Annotated in this window: 26 protein-coding genes and 4 pseudogenes; 6 read left to right on the forward strand and 24 right to left on the reverse strand. The window is 62.1% G+C overall.

Features of this window, described 5'->3' with window-relative positions; all coding sequences use genetic code 11:
* From ACOJSJ_RS18640 to ACOJSJ_RS18665, 6 genes are all read right to left on the reverse strand, one after another.
* Nucleotides 1-719, reverse strand: a 719-nt coding sequence (locus tag ACOJSJ_RS18640; protein ID WP_420146451.1) for an ABC transporter substrate-binding protein, incomplete at its 3' end; no start/stop codon positions are given.
* Between the two features lie 3 nt (nt 720-722).
* Nucleotides 723-1,811 carry an LLM class flavin-dependent oxidoreductase gene (locus ACOJSJ_RS18645; protein ID WP_420146452.1) on the reverse strand — a complete coding sequence of 363 codons (1,089 nt, stop codon included), beginning with the start codon at nt 1,809-1,811 and terminating at the stop codon, nt 723-725.
* Nucleotides 1,812-1,828: 17 nt separating this feature from the next.
* A complete protein-coding gene (locus ACOJSJ_RS18650) occupies nt 1,829-3,091 on the reverse strand; it encodes a rhodanese-like domain-containing protein (RefSeq protein WP_420146453.1) in 1,263 nt (420 codons plus the stop codon).
* Nucleotides 3,088-3,702 (reverse strand): cysteine dioxygenase, encoded by a 615-nt coding sequence (locus ACOJSJ_RS18655; RefSeq protein WP_420146454.1) that lies wholly within the window; start codon nt 3,700-3,702, stop codon nt 3,088-3,090. The genes ACOJSJ_RS18650 and ACOJSJ_RS18655 overlap by 4 nt, the downstream gene beginning before the upstream one ends.
* Nucleotides 3,699-4,481 (reverse strand): ABC transporter ATP-binding protein, encoded by a 783-nt coding sequence (locus tag ACOJSJ_RS18660; protein ID WP_420146455.1) that lies wholly within the window; start codon nt 4,479-4,481, stop codon nt 3,699-3,701. Before ACOJSJ_RS18660 ends, ACOJSJ_RS18655 begins: the two co-directional genes overlap by 4 nt.
* Nucleotides 4,482-4,483: 2 nt before the next feature.
* A complete protein-coding gene (locus ACOJSJ_RS18665; protein WP_420146456.1) occupies nt 4,484-5,317 on the reverse strand; it encodes an ABC transporter permease in 834 nt (277 codons plus the stop codon).
* Between the two features lie 293 nt (nt 5,318-5,610).
* Between ACOJSJ_RS18665 and ACOJSJ_RS18670 the strand changes: the two genes are divergently transcribed.
* Nucleotides 5,611-6,447, forward strand: a complete 837-nt coding sequence (locus ACOJSJ_RS18670) for a LysR substrate-binding domain-containing protein (protein ID WP_420146457.1) — start codon at nt 5,611-5,613, stop codon at nt 6,445-6,447.
* Between the two features lie 32 nt (nt 6,448-6,479).
* Here the strand turns inward: ACOJSJ_RS18670 and ACOJSJ_RS18675 are convergent, their stop codons facing one another.
* From ACOJSJ_RS18675 to ACOJSJ_RS18690, 4 genes are read right to left on the reverse strand one after another with little or no spacing between them, the layout of a single operon-like run.
* Nucleotides 6,480-7,427, reverse strand: coding sequence for an NAD(P)-dependent oxidoreductase (locus ACOJSJ_RS18675; protein WP_420146458.1), 948 nt, complete (start codon nt 7,425-7,427; stop codon nt 6,480-6,482).
* A gap of 1 nt (nt 7,428) precedes the next feature.
* Nucleotides 7,429-8,616: an acyl-CoA dehydrogenase family protein gene (locus ACOJSJ_RS18680; protein ID WP_420146459.1), complete on the reverse strand. Its 1,188-nt coding sequence runs from the start codon at nt 8,614-8,616 to the stop codon at nt 7,429-7,431.
* A gap of 6 nt (nt 8,617-8,622) precedes the next feature.
* Nucleotides 8,623-9,606 carry an ABC transporter substrate-binding protein gene (locus ACOJSJ_RS18685; RefSeq protein ID WP_420146460.1) on the reverse strand — a complete coding sequence of 328 codons (984 nt, stop codon included), beginning with the start codon at nt 9,604-9,606 and terminating at the stop codon, nt 8,623-8,625.
* Entirely contained in the window at nt 9,596-9,733 is a 138-nt protein-coding gene (locus tag ACOJSJ_RS18690) for a hypothetical protein (RefSeq protein WP_420146461.1), read from the reverse strand. Before ACOJSJ_RS18690 ends, ACOJSJ_RS18685 begins: the two co-directional genes overlap by 11 nt.
* A gap of 98 nt (nt 9,734-9,831) precedes the next feature.
* Here ACOJSJ_RS18690 and ACOJSJ_RS18695 point away from each other — a divergent pair, with 98 nt between their 5' ends.
* Nucleotides 9,832-11,184, forward strand: coding sequence for an FAD/NAD(P)-binding protein (locus ACOJSJ_RS18695; protein ID WP_420146462.1), 1,353 nt, complete (start codon nt 9,832-9,834; stop codon nt 11,182-11,184).
* A 117-nt stretch (nt 11,185-11,301) separates the two neighbouring features.
* Here the strand turns inward: ACOJSJ_RS18695 and ACOJSJ_RS18700 are convergent, their stop codons facing one another.
* From ACOJSJ_RS18700 to ACOJSJ_RS18715, 4 genes are all read right to left on the reverse strand, one after another.
* On the reverse strand, nt 11,302-11,580 hold the full coding sequence (locus ACOJSJ_RS18700; RefSeq protein WP_420146463.1) for a hypothetical protein: 279 nt from the start codon (nt 11,578-11,580) through the stop codon (nt 11,302-11,304).
* 190 nt (nt 11,581-11,770) lie between these two features.
* Nucleotides 11,771-12,046, reverse strand: coding sequence for a hypothetical protein (locus ACOJSJ_RS18705; RefSeq protein WP_420146464.1), 276 nt, complete (start codon nt 12,044-12,046; stop codon nt 11,771-11,773).
* Nucleotides 12,022-12,438 (reverse strand): response regulator transcription factor, encoded by a 417-nt coding sequence (locus tag ACOJSJ_RS18710; protein ID WP_420146465.1) that lies wholly within the window; start codon nt 12,436-12,438, stop codon nt 12,022-12,024. The genes ACOJSJ_RS18705 and ACOJSJ_RS18710 overlap by 25 nt, the downstream gene beginning before the upstream one ends.
* Entirely contained in the window at nt 12,435-12,761 is a 327-nt protein-coding gene (locus tag ACOJSJ_RS18715) for a flagellar biosynthetic protein FliR (RefSeq protein ID WP_420146466.1), read from the reverse strand. The genes ACOJSJ_RS18710 and ACOJSJ_RS18715 overlap by 4 nt, the downstream gene beginning before the upstream one ends.
* 8 nt (nt 12,762-12,769) lie before the next feature.
* Between ACOJSJ_RS18715 and ACOJSJ_RS18720 the strand changes: the two genes are divergently transcribed.
* Nucleotides 12,770-13,390 (forward strand): hypothetical protein, encoded by a 621-nt coding sequence (locus ACOJSJ_RS18720; protein ID WP_420146467.1) that lies wholly within the window; start codon nt 12,770-12,772, stop codon nt 13,388-13,390.
* Nucleotides 13,391-13,672: 282 nt separating this feature from the next.
* A complete protein-coding gene (locus tag ACOJSJ_RS18725; protein WP_420146468.1) occupies nt 13,673-14,788 on the forward strand; it encodes a glycoside hydrolase family 43 protein in 1,116 nt (371 codons plus the stop codon).
* Here ACOJSJ_RS18725 and ACOJSJ_RS18730 read toward each other — a convergent pair.
* From ACOJSJ_RS18730 to ACOJSJ_RS18740, 3 genes and pseudogenes are all read right to left on the reverse strand, one after another.
* Nucleotides 14,769-15,092: a hypothetical protein gene (locus ACOJSJ_RS18730; RefSeq protein ID WP_420146469.1), complete on the reverse strand. Its 324-nt coding sequence runs from the start codon at nt 15,090-15,092 to the stop codon at nt 14,769-14,771. The two genes, ACOJSJ_RS18725 and ACOJSJ_RS18730, sit on opposite strands and share 20 nt — an antisense overlap.
* Nucleotides 15,093-15,270: 178 nt before the next feature.
* Nucleotides 15,271-15,513, reverse strand: coding sequence for a hypothetical protein (locus ACOJSJ_RS18735; RefSeq protein ID WP_420146470.1), 243 nt, complete (start codon nt 15,511-15,513; stop codon nt 15,271-15,273).
* A gap of 57 nt (nt 15,514-15,570) precedes the next feature.
* Nucleotides 15,571-15,865 (reverse strand): annotated as a pseudogene (locus tag ACOJSJ_RS18740) (HU family DNA-binding protein).
* Nucleotides 15,866-16,032: 167 nt separating this feature from the next.
* Between ACOJSJ_RS18740 and ACOJSJ_RS18745 the strand changes: the two are divergent.
* On the forward strand, nt 16,033-16,404 hold the full coding sequence (locus ACOJSJ_RS18745; RefSeq protein WP_420146471.1) for a helix-turn-helix domain-containing protein: 372 nt from the start codon (nt 16,033-16,035) through the stop codon (nt 16,402-16,404).
* Between the two features lie 68 nt (nt 16,405-16,472).
* Here ACOJSJ_RS18745 and istB read toward each other — a convergent pair whose 3' ends face one another.
* Both istB and istA read right to left on the reverse strand, forming a co-directional pair.
* A complete protein-coding gene (gene istB, locus ACOJSJ_RS18750; RefSeq protein ID WP_420146472.1) occupies nt 16,473-17,255 on the reverse strand; it encodes an IS21-like element helper ATPase IstB in 783 nt (260 codons plus the stop codon).
* Nucleotides 17,245-18,768 carry an IS21 family transposase gene (gene istA / locus ACOJSJ_RS18755; RefSeq protein WP_420146473.1) on the reverse strand — a complete coding sequence of 508 codons (1,524 nt, stop codon included), beginning with the start codon at nt 18,766-18,768 and terminating at the stop codon, nt 17,245-17,247. Before istA ends, istB begins: the two co-directional genes overlap by 11 nt.
* A 100-nt stretch (nt 18,769-18,868) precedes the next feature.
* Between istA and ACOJSJ_RS18760 the strand changes: the two are divergent.
* Nucleotides 18,869-20,278 (forward strand): annotated as a pseudogene (locus ACOJSJ_RS18760) (response regulator); the annotation flags it as partial.
* A gap of 196 nt (nt 20,279-20,474) precedes the next feature.
* On the opposite strand, the gene ACOJSJ_RS18765 reads toward ACOJSJ_RS18760, so the two are convergent.
* From ACOJSJ_RS18765 to ACOJSJ_RS18785, 5 genes and pseudogenes are all read right to left on the reverse strand, one after another.
* The gene (locus tag ACOJSJ_RS18765) at nt 20,475-21,341 is read right to left on the reverse strand and encodes a 3'-5' exonuclease (protein WP_420146474.1); all 867 of its coding nucleotides are present in this window, start codon (nt 21,339-21,341) and stop codon (nt 20,475-20,477) included.
* A gap of 74 nt (nt 21,342-21,415) precedes the next feature.
* Complete coding sequence (locus ACOJSJ_RS18770; RefSeq protein WP_420146475.1) at nt 21,416-22,021, reverse strand: SDR family oxidoreductase; 606 nt, start codon at nt 22,019-22,021, stop codon at nt 21,416-21,418.
* Nucleotides 21,924-22,205, reverse strand: a pseudogene (locus ACOJSJ_RS18775) (SDR family NAD(P)-dependent oxidoreductase); the annotation flags it as partial. The pseudogene ACOJSJ_RS18775 and the gene ACOJSJ_RS18770, both read right to left, overlap by 98 nt.
* 24 nt (nt 22,206-22,229) lie before the next feature.
* Nucleotides 22,230-22,399: pseudogene (locus ACOJSJ_RS18780) on the reverse strand (SDR family oxidoreductase); the annotation flags it as partial.
* Nucleotides 22,398-22,523 carry a transposase gene (locus ACOJSJ_RS18785; protein ID WP_037482006.1) on the reverse strand — a complete coding sequence of 42 codons (126 nt, stop codon included), beginning with the start codon at nt 22,521-22,523 and terminating at the stop codon, nt 22,398-22,400. The gene ACOJSJ_RS18785 and the pseudogene ACOJSJ_RS18780, both read right to left, overlap by 2 nt.
* Between the last annotated feature and the right edge of the window lie 14 nt (nt 22,524-22,537).

Raw genomic sequence — 22,537 nt, forward strand, 5'->3', positions numbered from 1 at the left:
GCCTTCGCCTCCCGCTTCAGGAAGTCGGCCAGCATCGCCCGCTTGGGATCGATGGAGTCCGCATGCGCAATATCGATATAGATGGGCAGGCCATAGTCCTTCGCATCCACGATCGCGCGCGCGCCTTCCTTGATCGCGACATTGGTATAGGGGGTCCAGATCGCCCAGGCATCGATCGATCCGCTGTCAAAGGCGGCCTTGGCATCGCCGGGCGGCAGGAAGGTGACACGCACCTTGTCCGCCGGGATCTTTGCGCGTTCCAACGCCTGCAGCAGTAGATGATGGCCGATCGATCCGCGCGTCGTGGCCACGGACTTGCCAACCAGATCCTGCGCGCCTTTCAGCGGCGATCCGTTCTTGACCAATATGGCGAGCGCTTCGGGCGCCTGCTGCGCGGGGGTCTGTATGCCGATGGCCTTGACCGGGCTGCCGCTCTGATAGGCGAAGATGAAGGGCGCGTCGGCGGCCAGACCAAGGTCCGCCGCGCCGCCGCCCACCGCCTCCAGCAGGGGCTGCGCCGCGGGAAATTCCGACCATTCGACCGTATAGGGCGCGCCATCCAGCACGCCCGATGCGATCATCATGGATTTGACCTGCCCCTTCTGATTGGCGACGCGCAGAACCTTGTCATCGCCGCGCTTAAAGGTCGCGGCGGCGAGGCCAAGCCCCGCCACCGCAATCAGGGACGCCGACAGGATGGCGACGGTTTTCTTCGACATGGATCAGCCCGCCAGTGCGAGGCCGGACGCCTCACGCTGCGCCACCTTAGCGCGGACGACCGGCAGCAATTCGCGGCCATAGAGGATGGAATCGCCCAATGGGTCGAAGCCGCGGATCAGGAAATGGTCGATGCCGATGTCATAATATTCCAGCATCGCGTCGGCCACCTGTTCGGGCGTGCCGACAAGTCCGGTGCTATTGCCAGCCGCCCCGGTCAGCGCCGCGACGCCGGTCCACAGGCGCGTGTCGCGCCGGTTGCTGCTGGCCGTGTCGAGCAGGCGCAGCGACCCGGCATTGGGTGGGCGATGGCCCGTAATGGGCAAGCCGGCGGCAACACGATTTTCGCGCACCCGCTCCTCAATCTCCGCCGCGCGTTTCCAGGCGGCTTCCTCCGTGTCCGCGATAACGGGGCGAAGCGAGAGCGAGAAACCGGGGTCGCGACCATAGCGCGCCGCCGATTTGCGGACGGCACGGACCGTGTCCTGCACGGCTTCGAGCGTTTCGCCCCACAGCGCATAGACATCGGCATGGCGCCCCGCGACCTCGATCGCTTCATCCGACGATCCGCCGAAGAAGACCGGCAGATTGTCCGGCTTGATCGCGCTGAACGCCTGACGGATGTCGTAAAACCGGCCCTGATGGTCGAAGGGGGTGGCGGCCGTCCATTCCTGCCGCAGGACCGACAGATATTCGTCGGTGCGGCTGTAGCGCTCCGCCTTCACCGTTTTTGTGTCACCGTCGCGCGCCATTTCCTCATCCGCGCCGCCGGTGATGATGTGGACGGCGACACGACCGCCCGATAGCTGGTCCAGCGTCGCCAGCTGGCGCGCTGCGACCGTTGGCTGGGTAAAACCGGGGCGATGGGCGACGAGAAAGCCGAGCTTCGTCGTGATGGCGGCGGCATGGGCCGCGACGATCTGGCTTTCCGGGCTGTTGGACCCGAAGGGGATGAGGACGCGGTCGAACCCGCCCTCCTCCTGCGCCTTTGCCGCCGCGTTGACATAATCGGTGTCGAGTGCGCGGCTGCGCACCGCTGACTGCGTTTCGGACCCGTTGTTGAACCCGATATAGCCGATGAACCTGACGCTCATGGATATTCTCCTGATCTTCAAATAACGTAGAAGCCGTGGGTGCCGTCGCGCTCCAGCTGGGCGACGAGGCCATATTCCCAGTCCAGATAGGCCTGCATGGCGGCGGCCTTGTTGTCGGTGCCTTCATAGGGGCGTTTGTAGCGGCCCTCCGGCCCGCGCGGGGACGGTGCGCCGTCCGGCCCGCTTTCCAGTGTGGCGGCCGACCAGTCGATGTCGAGGATCGATACGTCCCAGCCGAGCTGCGCCAGCCAGGACGCGGTCATCGCGGCACGCACGCCGGTGGGATCGGTCACGACGATGCGCGCGCCGCGCACCGGGGCATTATGGTCCGTTTCCTGCACCAGCTGGCCGCCCTGCGCATTGCGGAAGCCGGGCAGATGGCCGCTTTCATATTCGCGCGGCTGGCGCACATCGTAAAGGTAGAGGGTGCGGCCGGTTTCAGCCCTGAACGCTTCCAGTTCGTCCCATCCGATCCGCTTCACGCCGGCGCGATAGGCGACGTCGCGGGCATGGACGTCGGCTTCCGTGATGGCCGCGTCGTCCACTTCCGGCGCGACACGGGTCTGGCCGGTTTCCAGTTCCTGCCCCGCCAGCGTCCAGCCGATCGTGCCGTTGCGCAGCGCGAACACCTTGTTCGGCACGCCTGCGTTGACCAGCGACTGGGCGCCGATGATCGACCGGGTGCGACCGGCGCAATTTACGATGATCGTCGTGTCGGGATCGGGCGCGATGCTGCGCGCACGCAGCGCCAGTTCCGCGCCCGGCACGCTGGTGCCGGTGGGGATGCTCATGGTGTTATATTCGTCGTAGCGGCGCGCGTCGACGATGCGGATGTCGGCCTTTTCACGGATCAGCGCCTGCACTTCTTCGGCGGCAAGGCTGGGGGTGTGGCGGCGATGTTCGACCAGTTCGCCGAACGCCTTGCTATAGCTGTTCACATCCTCGAACAGTTCATAGCCCGCATCGCGCCAGCCCGACAGGCCACCTTCCAGTTCGCGCACGTCGGTATAGCCAAGACCCTCAAGGCGCACGGCGGCCTTGCGCGCCAATCCTTCTCCATTGTCATAGACGATGATCGGGGTCGCCAGACGCGGGATGCGCCAGCGGACTTCCTCATCGATGCGGCGGAGCGGGATCTGTGCGGCGAAGAGCGGGTGCCCCTGCGCAAATTCATGTTCCTCGCGCACGTCGATGATGGCGATTTCGCTGCCGGTCAGCAGCGCGCTGCGAATGTTCAGCGGCGATGCCGTCTGAATGCGGTCGAGTGTTTCGGTGGTCATGGCTGTTTCGATCTGTCCCAGAGGTTAGGGATCACGCGGTTGGCGTAACCCGAAATGAAGGTCTTTGGCGTTCCGTCCGGGGCGTAGGTGGCCCGTTCGACCGCGCCGATATTCGCGCCATAGACATGGATGCTGATGGATGGCCGGTCGGTCAGGCCATTGGTGACGCGATGAATGTCGCCGATGCGGGGGGACACGGCGTCCACCTCTCCTTCGCGCAGCCATTCCTCGCCATCATCGACCAATGTGCCATTGGGCAGGCGGCGGAAGCGTTCCACACGTTCCGCGCCGCGCAACACGCCGACAAGGCCCCAGACGCTATGATCGTGAATGGGGGTGGACTGGCCCGGTCCCCAGACGAAGCTGACGACGCTGAACCGTTCCCGGCTGTCGCAATGGAGCAGATATTGCTGGTAGCGATCCGGGTTAGGGCGCGCATAGTCTTCGGGGAGCCAGTCGTCGGTGGCGATCAGCCGGGACAGCAGCGCGCGGCCGCTGTCCAATATCGCCCGTTCGTCCCGCGTCGCCGCCAGCAGATCGGCGAAAGCGGTCACGAAACCGCGCAATCGCGCGGTATCGACCGGCCGCTCCAATGTCGCGAGCGTGCTCATTCGGCGGCTTCGGCGAACGGCGCAAAGGGAATGACGCCGTCACCATGATCGTCGCCGCCCAGATGCGACAGCAGCTTTTCGCGCAAACGCCCGGCCAGTGAAGCGCGTTCGCCACGCGGGGCGACGATGCGCTCTTCCGCCACGATGCGCCCCTTGTCCAGCACCAGTACCCGGTCGGACAGCGCGATCGCTTCCTCCACGTCATGGGTCACGATCAGCACGGCGGGCCGATGTCTGCGCCACAGCGACAGGACCAGATCGTGCATCCGGTATCGCGTCAGCGCATCCAGCGCGGCAAAGGGTTCGTCCAGCAGCAGCAACTGGGGTTCGCGCACCAGTGCACGGGCCAGCGCCACGCGCTGCGCCTCCCCGCCCGACAGGGTCAGCGGCCAGGCGTCGATACGGTGGCCAAGGCCGACTTCCTTCAGCGCATTTTCGGCCCGTTCACGCACCTCACCCTTCAGGCCGAGCGAAACATTCTTCCACACCGGTTTCCAGGGAAGCAGACGGGCGTCCTGAAAGACGACGGCACGGCTGTCGGGCACTTCGACATCCTGTCCGCGTACTTCATCCAGCCCCGCAAGCGTGCGCAACAGCGTGGTCTTGCCCGAACCGGATCGGCCCAGCAGGGCGATGAACTCGCCCGGCGCAATGTCGAGGTCGAGTCCGTCGATGATCGTGTTCGCGCCAAAGCGCCGGGTGAAGCCGCGCAACCGCACGACGGGTTCGGGATGGTGGGCAGCAACGTCCACCGTTGAAAAGCCGAGGCGAGCGTCCATGCTTATTGCTCCACTATGCTGGGGCGCCAGATGAGGGCGCGGGCTTCGATCGAACGGACCAGCCAGTCGGCGCCAAGGCCAAGAATGGCGTAGACCATCAGGCAGACGACGATGATGTCGGTCCGCATGAAATCGCGGGCATTGTTGATGAGGTAGCCAAGGCCGGCCGAGGCATTGATCTGTTCCGCCACCACCAGCACCAGGATCGATACCGACAGCGCATAGCGCAGACCGACCAGCAGCTGTGGCAGGGCCGATGGCAGCACGACGTGCCAGATCTGGTCCCAGCGACTGAGGCCAAAGCTCTTCGCCGCGTCCAGCAGGCGCAGGTCCACGCTGCGGATACCGCTATAGAGGTTCAGATAGACGGGAAAGATGGTGCCGAACGCGATCAGCGCGACCTTGGGCGTTTCGCCGATGCCGAACCACACGATGAAGAGCGGCGTCAACGCCAGCGCAGGGATGGTGCGCTTGATCTGCATCAGCGGATCGACCGCCAGCTCGCCGGAGCGGGACAGGCCCGCCACCAGCCCCAGCGCCAGCCCCAGCGTCACGCCGATGATCAGGCCAGCGGCCACACGGGCGAAGGACACCAGCAGATTGGACGGCAATTCGCCCGAAATCACCATGCCGAACAGGGTGCCGATCACCGCGGACGGCGCGGCAAGCGTGCGTTCCGGGATCAGGCCGACGCGCGACCCCGCTTCCCACAGCAGCAGCAGCAGGATCGGCGACAGCCAGCGCCCGCCAAAACGCGCAATCGAAAAGCGCGGGGCGGTGCCGGGCGATACGCTCCGCCCTCCCGCCGATGTGTCATTGATCGTCAAAACCGCCATTTCCGGGCCTTTTCCTGAAGTCCCGACAAGCCAACATGAATTGTCTACCTATTCAATTAAGTTTTTCTGGAGCGACCTATCAGCATTCGTCATAGTATGCACTTCGTCGCTCCTGCGGGGCGGATTAACGGCGATATTGGCCGATTTTTCATGCCTGCTCAGCACGACCAAGTTTTTCCATGGCCGATTAAATCTCTACTATTTTGATTGATATATAGGCATGGACGATAAGTCCTCACCCGTGCCCGGCATCGGATCGGACCTTTCCCAATTTTTTGCAAAAGAGGTTCATCGTGCCGGTCAATCTGCCGACCAACTTGCTGCGCAGCTTTGTCGCCATCGTCGATACCGGTTCCATGCTCAACGCGTCGGAACAGGTATTCGTCACGCAATCCGCGCTTAGCCTTCAGATCAAGCGGCTGGAGGAACTGGTGCAGCAGACGCTGTTCCTGCGCGAAGGGCGTCGGCTGAACCTGACGGCCGCGGGCACGGTGCTGCTCGATTATGCGCGGCGCGTGCTGCTATTGCATGACGAGGCCGTTGCGGCAGTCAGCGCCGGGCGGTTCGCCGGGCCTGCGCGCATCGGCATGGTGCAGGATTTCGCCGATACATTGCTGTCGGGGCTGCTGTCGCGCTTCGCCGAACTGCACCCCGATGCGCAAATCTATGCGCGCGTGGCGGGGACTGCGGAATTGCAGGCGCTGCTCGACCGGCGGGAACTGGACATATTGCTGGGCTTTGCCGCGCCCAATGATGCCCACGCCGTCACCGTCGCGCCGATGAGCTGGTATGGCGACGCCGCGCTGGCCGATCGCGACGTCATACCGCTGGCCGTGCTGGAGGAACCCTGCCGGTTCCGCGAAGCCGCCATCCGGTCATTGGAGGATGCCGGGCTGCAATGGCGGATCGCGGTGGAAACGCCCAATCTGGCGACGCTGAAGGCCGCTTTGGGCGCGGGCCTTGGCCTTACATGCCGTACGCACCTGTTCCTGGATGACAGCGCCGCTCTGGAACATGACCGGCTGCCCGACCTGCCCCGTGTGGCGGCCATATTGCGGTCCGGGGAAAAGCTGGATCAGGCGGCGCAGCGGCTGGCCGAACTGGCGCGGGAAACGGTCGCCGCGCTGTAGGACATGATGCGAACCGTTGGCCATTCCTGCCTCTAATACCCACGCGCCGGGTCGACGATGTCGCTCGGCGCTTCACCGCGCGCGAAGCGGGAAATATCGTCCCGCACCTTGTCCAGCAGGCGATGACGGACCAGCAGATGATTGCTCGACACATGCGGGGTCAGTCGGACCAGCGGATGGGTGTAGAGCGGATGACCTTCCGGCAGCGGTTCGGGGTCGGTGACATCCAGCGTCGCAAAGCCCGGCCCGTCGCCCCGGTCCAGCGCGTCGATCAATGCGTCCTGATCGATAACGGACCCACGCGCGACATTGATGATATGGGCGCCCGGCTTCACCTTCGCCAGCAGCGCGGCGTCGAACAGATGGCGGGTCTGTGCCGTGGCGGGCACCGCTATGACGATATGATCGGCGCGCGACACCAGCGATTCCAGACTGGCGACATGTTCGACGCCGCTGACGCCCGATTGCGCGCCGGTGCGACGCAGGCCCACGACCTGCGCGCCCAGCGCAAGGCCGCGCCGCGCGACCGCCTGCCCGATCGCGCCCAGTCCGACGATGCCGATGGTGGTGCCCGATACCCGGCCCAGCGGCACATTCACCCATTGCGCGCGCGACCGGGCGGTCACGCTTTCCAGATTTTTGGCCTGGGCATAAATGGCGGCGATCACATAATCGGCAATTTCGTCCGATGCGACGCCCCGGCCGCAAGTGACGATGGGCGCGTCCAGCAGCCATGGCGGATAGAAATCGATGCCTGCCGACGCGCTGTAAACCCATTTCAGCCGCCCCGGCCATGCAGGCGGCCGGGCCATCGCGGGCTGACGCCATGCAGGAGACGGGCGGACCAGTAAAATGTCAGCCTCGCTGGCGGCGGTCCATGGATCTTCATCCGCCACGTCGATCAGAATGGGGGCGATGGGATGCTGGCCAAGGCCGCGATTGAAATCGGCATCCAGCTGGCTGGCGATGATCAGTGACATGTCAGTTCCCCAACGCCGCCCGCCCGGCCGCGATCAGGATCGTGTCGGTCTGGGGTGAATGGATGCGACTGCACAGGACATCGCGATAATGGCGTTCGAGAGGATTTTTACGACTGATTCCCGGATTGCCGGTGAGTTCAAGGCCGATCTCGACTGCGCGGATCGCATTGGCCGTTACCAGATATTTGATATTGTTCACTTCGACAGCAGCGGGCGTTTCCCCCGCATCATGGCGCACGGCGGCATCGCGAATCAGGGTGCGATTGACCTGTAACAGCGACTCTATCTCCCCGAATTTCTCCTGCACGCGCGGCAGTGTGGCGAGCGAAGCGCCCAGATTGGTCGGCACCCGATCATTGAGATAGGCGCGCAGCCAGTCCCGCGCAGCCCGCGCCACGCCATCATAAATGGTCGAAATGGACAGCGCGTTCCAAATGGCAAGACCCGGATCGCCCGCCCCCGCTGCCCATTGGTCGGGTCGGCGGACATCCACCGCATGATCGACCGGCACAGGCGTATCGGTAAAATGCACGGCATGGCTGACCGTAGCCCGCATGCCCAGATGATCCCAGACCGGCTCTATCTCTATACCCGGACTGTCGGCGCGGATCAGGAAATTGCCGACGCGCGGATCATCCTCATCGGTCTTTGCCCAGACGGAAAACCAGTCGAGGCCGGTCGATCCGGTGGAATAGATTTTGGTGCCGGTCACCGCCCATCCATCGGCAGTCCGCCGCGCCGTCGTCGCGGGCAGGCCGCCGCGTACCGGCGTCCCCAGCTCCGGTTCGACGCGCAGGCCGCCGATCAGGCCACCGCCCGCCACGGCATCGCGCGCCAGCCGCTCGTATATCGCCGCGGGCCATGTCCGCGCGCGGGTGGGCGTGGCGTGATAATGATAGGTCATGAACAGGATGAGCGCGGTGGACGGTTCCCCCTTCGCCACCGCGCCCAGCACGCGCAACGCTTCCCCAAGCCCAGCGCCGCGCCCGCCCAACTCGCGGGGCACCGTCAGTCCAATCAGCCCCTGTTCTGCGAGCAGATCGAAATTGGCGCGCGGAAATTCCCCGCTGCGGTCATAATGTTCCGCCGTTTCCGCCAGCTGCCGCGTCAGGCGGTCCAGCTGCTCTGCCGGAACCGGGTCAATGGCGGAGGGGACCGCCCGTTCGTGATCGATTTCCTGCGTGGCCATATCTCATCAGCCTTTGTGGAAAAGGACGTCGTTGAAACGGTCGTCCCACAGCGGGCGAACATCGACCGCCCTGGGCAACAGCTTCTGACGGAAGAACAGGTCCGCCACCTGTTGCTGCGAAGCGATGGCGGCCTGGGTAACGGGGCGCAGTTCGTAACTGGCGCTCTTGCGGCGGAACTGGTCGATCACATAAGCGCGCGGCACGCCAATATCCTGCGCGATGATGCCCGCCCATTCATCCTGATGGGTCGCGGCCCAGCCATAGGCTTTCTGCACCAGCCCCAGATATTCCCCGATCAGCTTCGCCCTGTCCGGATCGGCCAGCGCGTCGACATGCGCCGACACCAGATAATTGCCGGATAATATGCCTTTCGCCGTGCGCAGGATGCGGGCGCCCTCAGTCGCTATGGCGCGCTGGATCGGAAAGCCGTAAATGGCCCATCCATCGATCGCCCCTTGGGAAAAGGCCGCCGCTCCGTCCGACACGCCCATAGCGACAGGGGTAATGTCGCCCCAGTTTAGGCCGACATCCTCCAGCATGCGGATCAGGAAATATTGCGATGTGGTGGCACGAACATAACCGATGCGCTTGCCCTTCAGATCGGCGATGCTCTTCGCCTTCGATTGCCGGGGCACCAGCATGACCTGATTATTCACGTCCCCATGCGCGACCGCGATCTGGCGAAAGCTCTGAATGGTCGATGCAGCCGCGAAGATCGGCGGAATTTCACTCATCCCGCCATAATCGAGCGACCCGCCATTCAGCGCCTCGACCACCATATGACCGGACTGGAACTCGCTGTAATCGACGTCGAAGGCTTCGGGTACGATCCCGGCCGCCCCGAACAGCAGGCGCGGGTCGCCTTCTCCCTTGCCGGTGATGGAGACGCGCAGGCGTGGACGTCCGCCGCCATTCCCGCTGCATCCCGCGAGCAGCAGGCTGACCCCGCCACTCAGCAGCATGCGGCGCGAAACGGCGTCAGCGACCATGCCGGCCATCACGCACCGGTTCGGCCCGCCGTTCGAACAGGATCACGTCGGGATCGCGCAGAAATTCGCGACGCGCCGCCGTGCGCAGCCGCGACAAAATCCTTTCAACGGAACGTAACAGGGGCATGATCGTCTTCCTGAGATAGGGATGGCATTTTATCTATTTCATCAGTAGAGATATGTCCCACAAGCAATGCTGGTGGAATGATAAGAAATGCTTGATCCATGCTGAAGGTCGATCATGTCGCGATAATCGGGGGCGGCTTCAGCGGCGCGCTGCTGGCCATCAACCTGTTGCGGCACGGCGATGCGCGTGTGACTTTGGTGGAGCGGCGGCCCGAACGATTGGGACGCGGGCTGGCCTATGGCGCGGCGCAGGCCGACCATGTCCTCAACGTCCGCGCCGCCAATATGAGCGCCCTGCCCGACCAGTCGCGGCATTTCGCCCAATGGCTGTCAGCCGCGCGACAGGGTCAGGACGGCAGCTTTGCCACCCGGCGCGACTATGGCGCCTATCTGTGCGCGCTGCTGGAACAGGCGAGAGACATGGCCGGGCCGCGTTTCCAGATCGTGCAGGATGAAGCGATCGACCTGAATGTCGCGCAGGATAGCGCCTTTGCAACCCTGCGATCGGGCGAAACCGTCGCGGCCGATGCGGTGGTTATCGCGCCGGGCAATCTGCCTCCGCACGACTTGCCGGCCTTTGCCGGGCTGGACTGCCCCGCTTATGTCAACGATCCATGGGCGACGGATATTGCGGCGGACCTTGGCCCGGATGACATGGTCATGCTGCTGGGGAGCGGGCTGACGGCGGTTGACTGCGCCCTCAGCCTGAACAGTGCGGGCTTTACGGGGCGGATCATGGCGCTGTCCCGTCGGGGCCTGTCACCCCATGCCCATGCCCCCGCGCCGCCCTATGCCTTGCGGAACGAAAGGCCCGCGGGACCGGTGTCCCAGATCACTCGCGCCGTGAGGGATCGCGCGACAGAGATCGGATGGCGCAATGCCGTCGATGAATTGCGCCCCTTCACGGCGGACATGTGGCGCGCGGCCAGCGCGGACGAGCGTCGCCGGTTTTTACGGCATATGCGCCCTTATTGGGACGTTCATCGCCACCGCATCGCCCCGCCCGTGGCAGAACGACTGGACAGCATGCGCGCGCAGGGGCAGTTGCTGGTGCGCGCCGCAAAGGTGATGAGCGCCACGCCCGACGACCGTGACCTGATCGTAGGCCTGCGCCCGCGTGGATCGGCCGAGACGGATAGGATCAAGGTGCGGCGCGTCGTCAACTGCACCGGCCCGCTGGGCGATCTGCGCAAGGCAGCCGATCCCCTGCTGCACAATCTGTTCAAAAGTGGCAGCATCCGGCCCGATGCTCTGGCCATCGGCATCGACGTCGACCGCCAGTGCCGGGCCATTGCCGCCAATGGTCAGGCGCAGGATCGCCTTCATGTCGTCGGCCCGATGACGCGCGGCGCGCATTGGGAAATCGTTGCCGTGCCGGACATTCGGCGGCAGGTCTGGTCACTGGCGCGGGAATTGACCAGCGCCCATTGGGTGGAGGCCGAAGGGCTTTAGAGCATCGTGCGCATAAGCGGGAACCGGTTTTGCGCAGAGAAGGATGCGATAACAAATAACTAGAGCAGGCATCCTGCGTCAGATTTAACGCAGCCTGCTCTGGCGCCGATGGGTCGGTCAATCGGCGACCGGCATGTCATAGGTCGACCCGCTGGTCCCCACGGGATAGGCGGACGCACTCGCGCTACCTTCGACATACAGGACTTTGCCCTGCGGCAGGGCGGTCACGCATGTCTGCGCGAAGCTGTCGAGCCGCGCCCATTTACCCCATTTTTCCAGATCAGCCTGCGTCGCCACGGACGTCGTCACCGATGCGCATGCCTCTTCCCAGAGCAGATCTTCCTCCGCCCGCCCGGCATAGATGAAGCGGATATGGCAGGCGGACTTGCCGTGCAATTGCCGGTCTTCCCTGCCGATGATGCGCGATCCGTCCGCCTTTTTTTTGCAACGGCGACGACTTCATTCTGCACATGGACGGGCGCGGTGGCTTCATTGGCCGGTTCGGCCTGCGAACAGCCCGCGCCCATTATCGCTGCAAGGGCAAGCATCATCCTCTCATGCATGTGTCCCGTCTTAAAATGCCGCATCAGTTCGAGTCGAACTCCACATGCAGGTGATTGTTGCTGCCGTTGCGGAAGGTTTCGAAAATGACGTCATAACCGGTGCCCAATATGCGGCTGACTTCGGCCTGAAAGGCCTGTCCCTGCGCAACGCTGATATTGTTGCCGCGGAAATCGAGCGCCTGATTGTCATAATGGAGCGATCCGTTGGAATGGCGGCTGTCATTGTCCCATGTGATGACGGGCGTCGGCAGGTCCAGCCGACGGGCCGCTTCCATCACGGCGCGGATCGCCGGGTCCATGGTGGCATCCAGATTACCGATGCGCACGCCGTCATTCTTGACCTGAACCTCATGTTCGGCCGCGACGGCATTGCCAGCGCATTGAGTTCGCGCACGCCGTCCAGTTCCAGTTTCCGGCACATATTGTTCCGGTGAACGCGCACCGTATTTTCGCTGATCACCAGCAATGTCGCAATGTCGGCATTGGCGCGCCCCCAGCCGAGGAACCGCATCACCGCGACCTCCGTCTTCGTCAGCGTGCCGACACCCGTGCGATGCCGTTCGGGAAAGCGGGACGCGGGGATGCGATATTGGGCAGCCGGCACATCCTCCTGACCCGCACAGGCATCAGCCTGCCGCAACAGGCGTATCAGTTCGCGCAGACGCTCTTCTTCCGTTTCCTGTTCCGTCATGACGCCAGCGTGCTTGCGATCGCACGGACGACGTCGGTGCGGGTGAACAGGTCCATCAGCACCGCTTGCGCCAGCAGCGGCACGATGATCAGCAACAGCGCCGTCGCCGCCCAGCTCTTGATCGACAGCGACAGGGAAAAGACGTTCAGTTGCTGCGCGAAGCGGTTAAGCAGGCCCAGCGCCGCATCGACCAGATAGAGCATGACGAGGATCAGCGCGGCGAACACCAGCGCCAGCATCATCAGGCGGCCACCCCCCTTCGAACAGCAACAGCCTGCGCGGGTCGAGTTTGGGCCAGCTTTGCGCGATAGGCCAGGCGGCATAGCTTTCCATGATGACGCCGACCAGCAGCAGCAAGCCGCCCGACGCCACGAACAGCATATGGGCAAGCCGCCGCATCAGCGACGTCTGCGTACCGCCATTGGGTCCGAGGATCTGGCCGATGGTCGCGTCGACCTCCGCCCGGCGGAAACGCCAACACCCTTACCTCAACCGCCGCAAGCCTATCTCCCCTCAAAGACAAGCCGCGCGATCTCGCAACACCCTGTCGGATCAGGCCGCATCCGTCGCCTTACCGACGGATGCTCCCCGTGCAGAGGTTCCCGCCGCGCCGCTGCCCTCGGTCGATCCGACTGCCAGGGCAACCGCCCTGGCTGCCGCCATGTCACGCCTTGACGCAGGCATGGCGCCGTCGACCACGACGCAAGTGATCATGACCGGCGACCAGTGGCGCATGGAGCAGGCCGTGGTCGCCCATGACGATCAGGGGCTGAACGTCGCCATCGACATGGGCCGCACGGACAGGAGGATTCCGAAAGTCTGGAGGAATTGCGCGCCCGTTTGCGCGCACGGGGCATCGACGCTTCGGTCGACGTCATGGCGGCCCGACCCGCATTCGCACCGAAATCCTGACATCGCGGCCATCGCCCGGCCGCACCTGACGACGCCATAAATCTGGCTCGACACGCCCACCTGATAGCGCTACCAAATCTTCCACACGCTCACGGCCATGATCGACAGGGCCAAAAAGCGCATGAAGGAGGGTGAACGTGCGTACAGCTTATCCAGAATTGGCGCAGCTTCTCTCTTCAAAATCTATCGTCAAAATTCCGCCCACGTCACCCCTTCGGGTCATTATATGGTGACGTTATCACCGTATCGATGTTAGGCATCTTCCATCGACATCTTACAACCGAATGATAGCGCTATCGCCAATCATCAAGGAGAGGATCATATGTCCCGAATTTCCCTGCGCCCCATGGGGCTGACGCTCGCCCTGCTGTTGATGGCGGGATGCCAGCAGCCATCGCCCGAAGCCAATCAGGCTGCGCCTGCCAAGGACGCAAAGCGCCCCGCGTCGGATTATCTGTCGCAACCGCTGGTCAGCGACATCTACACCGCCGATCCGTCCGCCCATGTGTGGAACGGAAAAATCTACGTCTACCCCAGCCATGACATAGACGGCCCCACGCCTGAAGACGATCTGGGCAGCCATTTCGAAATGCGCGACTATCGCATCCTGTCGATGGACAAGATCGGCGGGCCGGTCACCGTCGGCCCCGTTGCGCTGGACGTGAAGGACGTGCCCTGGGCCGACAAGCAGATGTGGGCACCCGACGCCGCGTACAAGAACGGCACCTATTATCTCTACTTCCCTGCCAAGGACAAACAGGGCGCTTTCCGCATCGGCGTCGCCACGTCCAAAAGCCCGACCGGTCCGTTCAAGGCCCAGCCCCAGCCGATCAAGGGCAGCTATTCGATCGATCCCGCCGCCTTCACCGACGATGACGGGCAAAGCTATCTCTATTTCGGCGGCATCTGGGGCGGTCAGTTGCAGCGCAATATCGGCGGCACATATGATCCCAACGGCTCCAAGACCGACCTGGAACAGGATGACAAGCCCGCCATCGCACCGCGCGTCGCGAAACTGACCGGCGACATGCTGGAATTCAGCGAAACCCCGCGCGAAATCCAGATCGTGGATGACAAGGGCAAGGTGTTGCTGGGCGGCGACCATGACCGGCGTTTCTTCGAAGCGGCATGGATGCACAAATATAAGGGCAAATATTATTTCAGCTATTCGACCGGCGATACCCATTATCTGGCCTATGGGATCGGCGATTCCCCTTACGGTCCCTTCACATATAAGGGCCATATTCTGGAACCGGTAGAAGGCTGGACCACCCATCATTCGATCGTCGAATGGAACGGCAAATGGTGGCTGTTCTACGCCGACAGTCAGTTGTCGGGCCAGACGCGCCTGCGCAACGTGAAGGTAACCGAACTGCGCTACAATCCCGACGGCAGCATCCAGACCATCAATCCGTTCGTCACGAAACCGGCGCACTGATTGAAAGCATGATGGGCAGGTTCGCCAGCAACGCGCGAACCTGCCCCTCGCGCATCATCCGATCAGATTGCACCGGATGATGCTCCCACTTTCTTTTATTTTCCGCATGATGCGGGTCGTCGGCTATTCCAGCCGACTTCATAAGCTCCAACGCCACACGGGAAAATGCGCGTTCAGGCAAATCAGCGATGTCGGGGAAATTTGGTGGGCCCGGCAGCAACCGAAATTGTTGACTATCCGATTGAAAGAAAAGGATTTTTTCTGCGGCACCTGCGAATATACCCGCAATTATGCCCGCAGCCAAAATCCACTCCGCAGCACAGAATTTTCTCCTTATTTATCAGCCTTCTATATCAAATCTCTCTCCCCTTCAATCCCTCCTGATCGGTAGAGATCAGCTAGGTTGCGAGTTTGGTTTTCCATTCGCCCCCGTTCATGTCCGCTTCCCCTGAATGGAAAGCCGCATTGGAAGCCTCTGGACATTAATGCACGAGCATTGAGCGGCCAAGCATGGTCGGCATAACTAAGGCGGCTTTCTTGACCGAGGGTTCAGACACCCATATCCTGTACGAATGAAGGAGCCGCAATTCTATGACCCTGCGGAACGGGCTCGCGAGAAGCAGCGAGAACGCGACAAAGACGAGGCTGACCTGCGGAGCGGCAAAGTGACGCGTGACGAGCTTGCCGCGCGTAACGGGTTTTTCAGCAGCGTTGCGATCAGCCAAGGCCGCATCAAATTCCCCGGCTCGTTTGACGGCTGACGCATTGCTGTCCCCTCTCGCCTAGCTTTCGAGCGGCGCCCTGGGGTTCAGTCTTTCGAGCATGGCCTTGCCTGGCTTGAAATGCACTCTGGATTTGGGTTCAACGGGGACCGCCGCCGGTACGCGGGTTACGGCCGTTGCGGGCCTCATAGGCTCTGACCGAAAAAGCGCCGAACCCACGCAGTTCGACTCTGCCGCCCGACCGAAGTTGCTCGGCAATCGAACCGAAGAATGTCTCCACGATCGTTTCGGCGTCCGCCGCAGACAAATCTGGATACTCTTCTGAAATACGCGTGATCAATTCCGATCGAACCATCAATTCCCCCTACCCGGCTCTCTGCACTTACATGCACAAATCGCAAAAGGCGCAGAAGAGGCTTTTCGTGTGGCCCGTCATTTTACTTGGCAGCGTCGCGCGCGCTGCGATTTACCAGGCGATGCAGCCCTTGCAATTATCATCAGATTGCAGTCAATCTCAAGAACATGACAGCCACCGATCCTGCGCCTTTCGACGATGTTCCGGAGAACCGTCGATGGATCGATGCTGAGCTTTCGGCCCAGCTTGCAGAACTGGCCGATCGTGGCGAGAGCGATACAGCCGAGTTCAAGCGCGGCCTGCCGGAACAGGCATCCTCACTAGCCAAGGAAATCGCAGGGTTTGCGACGAGTCGCGCCGGGCGCATCTTTCTGGGCGTCGAGGATGATGGCGCGATTGTCGGGATCGAGGATTGCGACACCCATGACGGGCGCAACCGGATCAGAAGCCGCATCGAAGGTATCGTCAAGACGGTCCAACCACTGGTCCATGTCCGCCTTTCCTTTGCCGCTGCAGGAGAGCGTGTTGATTGCTGCTGAGAAGTGACCCGGGGTTTTCATTGAGAAGTGACCCACCTTGCGATTATGTTTCGGATGTCAGGGGTGGGTCAAGATGAGGTTTTCTCCTTCCGGGTGTTGGGCTGCTGTGCCGAGCTGTTCTTGAACCTGAAGCTGTCGTTGCCGGTCTCGAGGATGTGGCAGTGATGGGTGAGCCGATCGAGGAGTGCGGTGGTCATCTTGGCATCACCGAACACGGTAGCCCATTCGCTGAAGCTGAGGTTGGTAGTGATGATGACGCTGGTGCGCTCGTAGAGTTTGCTGAGCAGGTGGAACAGCAGGGCGCCGCCTGAGGCGCTGAACGGCAGGTAGCCAAGCTCGTCGAGGATCACGAGATCGGAATGGGCAAGCCTGCCGGCGATCTGACCTGCCTTGCCCTGAGCCTTTTCCTGTTCGAGCGCGTTGACCAGCTCGACCGTGGAGAAGAACCGCACCCGTTTACGGTGATGTTCGATGGCCTGGACACCCAGGGCGGTAGCGATGTGGGTCTTGCCGGTACCTGGGCCGCCGACCAGCACGATATTGTCGGCCACGTCCATAAACTCGCAGCGGTGGAGCAGGCGGACCAGCGCCTCATTGATCTCGCTGCTGGCAAAGTCGAAGCTCGTCAGATCGCGATAAGCCGGGAACCGCGCGGCCTTGAGCTGATAGGATACCGATCGCACTTCCCGTTCGGCGGTCTCCGCCTTGAGCAGTTGTGACAGGATCGGCACCGCCGCATCGAACGCTGGTGTTCCCTGCTCCATGAGATCGGTGACGGCCTGCGCCATGCCGTGCATCTTGAGGCTGCGTAGCATGACGATGATGGCGCCGCTGGCGGGATCATGACGCATGGCGGTTCTCCCCGCGCAGCGCATCATAGCGTTCCACATTGGCAAGAGGCTCGCTGACCAGTCTCAATGCCTGGGGCGCCGTGACCGGCGGTGTCGCCAGCGGCTTGCCGTCGATCAGCCGGTGCAGCAGGTTGAGGATGTGGGTTTTGGTCGGAACACCGGCCTCCAGCGCCATGGTAACCGCGCGCAGTACGACCTGCTCGTCATGATGCAGCACCAGGGCAAGGATCTCGACCATCTCCCTATCGCCGCCGGCAGCGCGCAACAGATGGCGCTGTAACCGCTGGAAGGCCTCGGGCATCTCAAGGAACGGCGCGCCGTTGCGCAGGGCGCCAGGCTTGCGCTTGACGACCGCCAGATAATGGCGCCAGTCATAAATAGTGCGTCCCGGCCCATCATGGGATCTTTCGATGATGCGCTGGTGTTCGCACAGCAACTGCCCCTCGGCCACCACGAGGAAGCGGTCGGGATAGAGCCGCACGCTGACAGGGCGGTTCGCAAAGGACGCCGGCACGCTGTAGCGGTTACGCTCAAGATGGACGAGGCAGGTCGGCGAGACCCGCTTGCCATACTCGACAAAGCCATCGAAGGGCCTGCCCATCGGCATCAGGCTTGCCACCTCCTCGGCCCAGGCATCAGCGACAGAGCCGGGTTCGATCCCGTGCGGGATATCCTGCCATAGCGCCTTGCAGCGTTCCTCCAGCCACAGGTTCAGGACATCGAGGCTTTCCGCTTGCGGCGTGGGTTGCCACAGGCGATGCCGCGCATCCTGGACGTTCTTCTCGACCTGGCCCTTCTCCCATCCCGCTGCCGGGTTACAGAACTCGGCCTCGAACAGATAATGGCTCACCATGGCCAGGAAGCGAGTGTTGACGGTCCGCTCCTTGCCGCGTCCGACCTTGTCGACCGCAGTGCGCATGTTGTCGTAGATGCCGCGCCGCGGCACCCCGCCCAGTACGCGGAACGCATGATTATGGGCATCGAACAACATCTCGTGGGTCTGAAGGAGATAGGCCCGCACGAAGAAGGCACGGCTGTAGCTGAGCTTGAAGTGCGCCACCTGCAGCTTGGTGCGAACCCCATCGATGATCGCCCAGTCCTCGCTCCAGTCGAACTGGAACGCCTCACCTGGTGCAAACGACAGCGGCACGAACATGCCCTTGCCGCTCATCTGCTGCTGGCGGCGATAATCATCACGCCAAGCACGAGCAAAGGCGGCCACACGACCGTAGGACCCATCAAAACCCAAGCTCACCAGATCGGCATGCAACTGCTTGATCGTGCGCTTCTGCTTGCGCGAGCGGCCCATCTCTCGCCTGAGCCAAACCGTCAGCCGCTCGATGAACGGGTCCAGCTTGCTCGGCCGCTCGGGCACCTTAAACCGTGGCTCCACAGTGTCCGACCGCAGACACTTACGCACGGTATTGCGGGATAGACCGGTGCGCTTGGCTATCTCCCGGATCGACAAATGATCGCGGTAATGCCAGCGCCGGATGACGCTCAATAATGCCATGTCCAACACTCCATGGTCCCCCGCTCAAAGCCAGGGACGTGTTCAAACATGGGTCACTTCTCAGTGGAAATTACTGGCTACCCCGGGTCACTTCTCAGCGGCAATCAACATTCTGGCCTTTGGCAGACGCCAGGCGCTCGAGCCCAAGGTCGTCAATGTAACGCGCTTCGTACGCGATATGGACGATATGCTCCGCCGCGCTATCGGTGAGGGCATCGAGATAGAGACCATCGTTGCTGGTGGGCTCTGGAACACATTTGTCGATCCGGCGCAGATCGAGAACGCGCTGCTTAATCTTGCGATCAACGCCCGGGACGCGATGGATGGACAGGGCAGGCTCACGATCGAGCTCGGCAATGCCAGCCTCGACGATGATTATGCGCGTACCCATAGCGAAGTCGTGGCCGGTCAATATGTGATGCTGGCTGTCACCGACACCGGCACGGGCATTCCGGCTGACATTATCCACAAGGTTTTTGACCCGTTCTTTTCGACCAAGAGCGAGGGCAAGGGATCGGGTCTTGGGCTTTCGATGGTTTATGGCTTCGTCAAACAGTCTGGCGGACACATCAAAATCTACTCCGAGGTTGGCGAAGGCACGACCATCAAACTTTACTTCCCCCGCTCGGTGGAAAATGAGGATGTGGAGGTCGAACTTGACAGCGGGCCGATCCGCGGTGGCAGTGAAACCGTACTGGTCGTCGAAGATGACGATGCGGTTCGCGCGACGGTCGTCGAGATGTTGAGCGACTTGGGCTATGGGGTCCTCAAGGCTGTTGATGCCAGCAGCGCTCTGAGCGTCATCGAAAGCGGCATCCAGATCGACATGCTGTTCACCGATGTCGTCATGCCCGGGCGCCTCAAGAGCGCGGAACTGGCGCGCATGGCGCGCGAGCGCCAACCAGACATCGCCGTTCTGTTCACCTCAGGCTACACAGAGAATTCGATCGTCCATGGCGGCCGCCTGGATGCCGGCGTCGAACTTCTTTCCAAGCCCTATTCGCGCGATGCCCTCGCGCGCAAATTCCGGCATGTTCTGGCAAATCAGAGGCAGCGCAATCTCGCTCGATTAACGACCCAGCGAACGGCCCCAACCGAGCCATCCTCGCGTCGAAAGGCCCTTGTTCTGATTGTCGAGGATGATGCACTCATCCTGATGAACACGGCAGAAATGGTCAAGGATCTGGGATTGACCGTGATTGAGGCAATGAGTGCCGAAGATGCGATTTCCGCGCTTCAGACCACCCATGTCGATGTGCTGATTACCGACGTCAATCTGCCAGGCATGGCTGGGCCCCAACTGGCTGCTCAGGCCCGCGCCCTTCTACCTGAAATAGGCGTGATCTTCGCTACCGGTGATACGCAACTGGAATTCGATCGCACCGATGCCAAGATTGCTCTCCTTGCAAAGCCATATGATGGAAAGGCGCTTGCAGAAGCGGTTTCCGGTGCAGGTATCGATCTTATGTCCACGTCGATACCGTCCCGCAAAGACGCCAAATCCAGTTAGCACACAATCTCCGCGTTGACCGGGCGAACGCCTGCGCGCCCGGTCAATAACTCATAGCATTGGGTCAGTCTGTGATGGGCATGGCCGATTTAACATGGCCCGTTCTTCTGCCAGGATCCCACCCATGCATCCGATGCGAGCGTCCCTGGTCAATGGTCTGCGTCAATGCAGACGCGTGGGCTAACCGGTGAAACTCTTACAAAGGCAGTGGTTCGAGCAGAGAGGCTGCCGACACGATCTGGATATCGGAACCTGACGCTCGATATGCCTCAGCCTTTTTGAACTGCGCATCGTAGCGGACATAGCCGAATGGCTCATTTGCAGCGACCGCCAGCATCGTCGTGGTCGCGCCGACTGACGCCATGATCTTGCCTCCATTGGCCGCGATGCGCTGAGCCAATGGACCGTCACGCGATTCGCCAAGGATGGCAATGCGCTGGCCCTTGAGCATCCCTTCGGTCGCCGGCCTTGGCAAAGGCGGCGGACGTTTTCTGGGCGGTGGCGCCAGCCAATCGGTCAATTGCGAACCTGTTTGGTCGATCGCCTTTACTATGATCATCCCTGCCGCACGGGCATCGCTCAATGCATCATGATGTTTGAGCGGGATACCCAGATGCTTCGCCACGATGTTGAGCCGGTGACTGGGAAGCTCGGGCCATACGCGCTTGGCAACGCGCACACTATCGAGCCATGTCGTCTCGACCATCGCGCGGTCATGGACCAGGCAGGCTGCGGCGAGGGCCCCTTTATCGAAATAGGAATGGGCAACGGTCGTGCGACCACTCAAATGACTGTGCACGACGGCATGGACATCGGCAAAGCAGGGTTGGCCCACGACATGCCGAGCGGCAATCCCGTGAATGCGCGTGTTGAAGCTGCTGAAATGATCCCGCGGGTCGACCAGCGACTCATACTCAAAGGTGACTGCGCCATTGCGGAACCCGACGATACCGATCTGGCAGATGCTACTGACGCGGGCGCATGCCGTTTCGACATCGATGACCACGAAATCCGGCTCTTTGCTTTCGTCATCGCCGGGATCGGTTGGATGGGGTGGGAACATGGAGGGGCCATAGGCGGTCTCAAACCCAATGTCCAAGTGCTCTGCTGGCAATGGCAGGGTTGCAAAGTCCCACCTCAATGCGCGTAGATCATCTTGCGCGTCATGCCGCCATCAACGGCAATTTGCTGACCAGTGATGAAGCCGGCGCCATCGGATGCCAGAAACAGGACAGTTGCGGCGATGTCGGCGGGTTCCCCAACGCGACCAACCGGGTGCTGCTCCCGATCGATCGCACGATGCTCTACGGCTTCACGCGTTTGCGCTTTCGCCCAAGGCCGCGTCTCGATCCAGCCAGGCAGGATGGCGTTGACCCGGATGTCGGGACCAAGGCTGATCGCTAGAGCATGGGTGAGAGCGCATAAAGCCCCCTTGGCCGCCGCATAGGCTTCTGTATCGGGCTCCGATTGGATTGCGCGGGTCGACGCCATGATCACGATCGACCCCTTGCTTTGCCGCAGCAGGGGAACGGCGGCACGAACCATCAAAAAGGCGCCCGTTACGTGGCTGTCCTGCCATGCCTGCCATTTTTTTGAGCTCAAGCTGCTCGATCGGGCCGTTGAGCGGATCAGCAAGGCCCGCATTGGATACGAGCAGATCAATGCCGTGGGCCGCGTCCCCTCCCCTATTCCATTCGATGATCTTCTCGAACGCCTTTTCGATGTCGCGCTCGCCGGCGACATCGGCACGAATGACGATAAGGTTTCCCGATGGTAGTTCGCTGCTCAAGCCACGAACCGCCTCGGCGTCGCGATCAATCACCGCCACGCGCCAGCCTTGCGTCAGCAGAGCCTGGGTGATGCCCTTACCAATGCCCTGCGCCCCGCCCGTTACAATTGCCGTTTTCATAATATATTTAGTCTCCATACGACAGGCGCAGGAAGTGCGTGCTCAGGCTATGCCGGCGCCGCCGGTCACACCAAAAACTTCGCCGGTGATGTAGCTGCCCTCCTGGCTCGCCAGCAGTACATAGACAGGGCAATCTCCACCGGTTGGCCAGGGCGTCCAAACTGGCTCTGCTTGCCGAACTCCATCACCTTTTCTTGCGGTTGGCCACCGCTAGGCGGCGTGGACAAATTTAAGCCAGTATCTGGCCGTTGCGAGATGGACCATTCCAAGGAAGCTATTGGCCAGTTGATCGTATCGGGTAGCGATGGCGCGGTTGATCTTAAGGTGGCCGAACATGCGCTCGATACGGT

It is taken from the genome of Sphingobium sp., assembly GCF_048594625.1.
Lineage (GTDB): Bacteria > Pseudomonadota > Alphaproteobacteria > Sphingomonadales > Sphingomonadaceae > Sphingobium.

What these genes read in the sequence shown, in the direction of transcription:
- ACOJSJ_RS18645 (WP_420146452.1), bottom strand. Translation starts at nt 1,811, where the DNA reads ATGAGCGTCAGGTTCATCGGCTATATCGGGTTCAACAACGGGTCCGAA.
- ACOJSJ_RS18650 (WP_420146453.1), bottom strand. Translation starts at nt 3,091, where the DNA reads ATGACCACCGAAACACTCGACCGCATTCAGACGGCATCGCCGCTGAAC.
- ACOJSJ_RS18765 (WP_420146474.1), bottom strand. Translation starts at nt 21,341, where the DNA reads ATGTTCCCACCCCATCCAACCGATCCCGGCGATGACGAAAGCAAAGAG.
- ACOJSJ_RS18770 (WP_420146475.1), bottom strand. Translation starts at nt 22,021, where the DNA reads ATGTCGCCGGCGAGCGCGACATCGAAAAGGCGTTCGAGAAGATCATCG.
- ACOJSJ_RS18745 (WP_420146471.1), top strand. Translation starts at nt 16,033, where the DNA reads ATGACAGCCACCGATCCTGCGCCTTTCGACGATGTTCCGGAGAACCGT.
- ACOJSJ_RS18680 (WP_420146459.1), bottom strand. Translation starts at nt 8,616, where the DNA reads ATGGCCACGCAGGAAATCGATCACGAACGGGCGGTCCCCTCCGCCATT.
- ACOJSJ_RS18785 (WP_037482006.1), bottom strand. Translation starts at nt 22,523, where the DNA reads ATGTTCGGCCACCTTAAGATCAACCGCGCCATCGCTACCCGATACGAT.
- ACOJSJ_RS18665 (WP_420146456.1), bottom strand. Translation starts at nt 5,317, where the DNA reads ATGGCGGTTTTGACGATCAATGACACATCGGCGGGAGGGCGGAGCGTA.
- ACOJSJ_RS18715 (WP_420146466.1), bottom strand. Translation starts at nt 12,761, where the DNA reads ATGCCGCCTGGCCTATCGCGCAAAGCTGGCCCAAACTCGACCCGCGCA.
- ACOJSJ_RS18675 (WP_420146458.1), bottom strand. Translation starts at nt 7,427, where the DNA reads ATGTCACTGATCATCGCCAGCCAGCTGGATGCCGATTTCAATCGCGGC.
- ACOJSJ_RS18655 (WP_420146454.1), bottom strand. Translation starts at nt 3,702, where the DNA reads ATGAGCACGCTCGCGACATTGGAGCGGCCGGTCGATACCGCGCGATTG.
- ACOJSJ_RS18710 (WP_420146465.1), bottom strand. Translation starts at nt 12,438, where the DNA reads ATGACGGAACAGGAAACGGAAGAAGAGCGTCTGCGCGAACTGATACGC.
- ACOJSJ_RS18720 (WP_420146467.1), top strand. Translation starts at nt 12,770, where the DNA reads ATGATGACGCCGACCAGCAGCAGCAAGCCGCCCGACGCCACGAACAGC.
- ACOJSJ_RS18690 (WP_420146461.1), bottom strand. Translation starts at nt 9,733, where the DNA reads ATGCCCCTGTTACGTTCCGTTGAAAGGATTTTGTCGCGGCTGCGCACG.
- istB (WP_420146472.1), bottom strand. Translation starts at nt 17,255, where the DNA reads ATGCGTCATGATCCCGCCAGCGGCGCCATCATCGTCATGCTACGCAGC.
- ACOJSJ_RS18725 (WP_420146468.1), top strand. Translation starts at nt 13,673, where the DNA reads ATGTCCCGAATTTCCCTGCGCCCCATGGGGCTGACGCTCGCCCTGCTG.
- ACOJSJ_RS18705 (WP_420146464.1), bottom strand. Translation starts at nt 12,046, where the DNA reads ATGGACCCGGCGATCCGCGCCGTGATGGAAGCGGCCCGTCGGCTGGAC.
- ACOJSJ_RS18660 (WP_420146455.1), bottom strand. Translation starts at nt 4,481, where the DNA reads ATGGACGCTCGCCTCGGCTTTTCAACGGTGGACGTTGCTGCCCACCAT.
- ACOJSJ_RS18685 (WP_420146460.1), bottom strand. Translation starts at nt 9,606, where the DNA reads ATGGTCGCTGACGCCGTTTCGCGCCGCATGCTGCTGAGTGGCGGGGTC.
- ACOJSJ_RS18695 (WP_420146462.1), top strand. Translation starts at nt 9,832, where the DNA reads ATGCTGAAGGTCGATCATGTCGCGATAATCGGGGGCGGCTTCAGCGGC.
- istA (WP_420146473.1), bottom strand. Translation starts at nt 18,768, where the DNA reads ATGGCATTATTGAGCGTCATCCGGCGCTGGCATTACCGCGATCATTTG.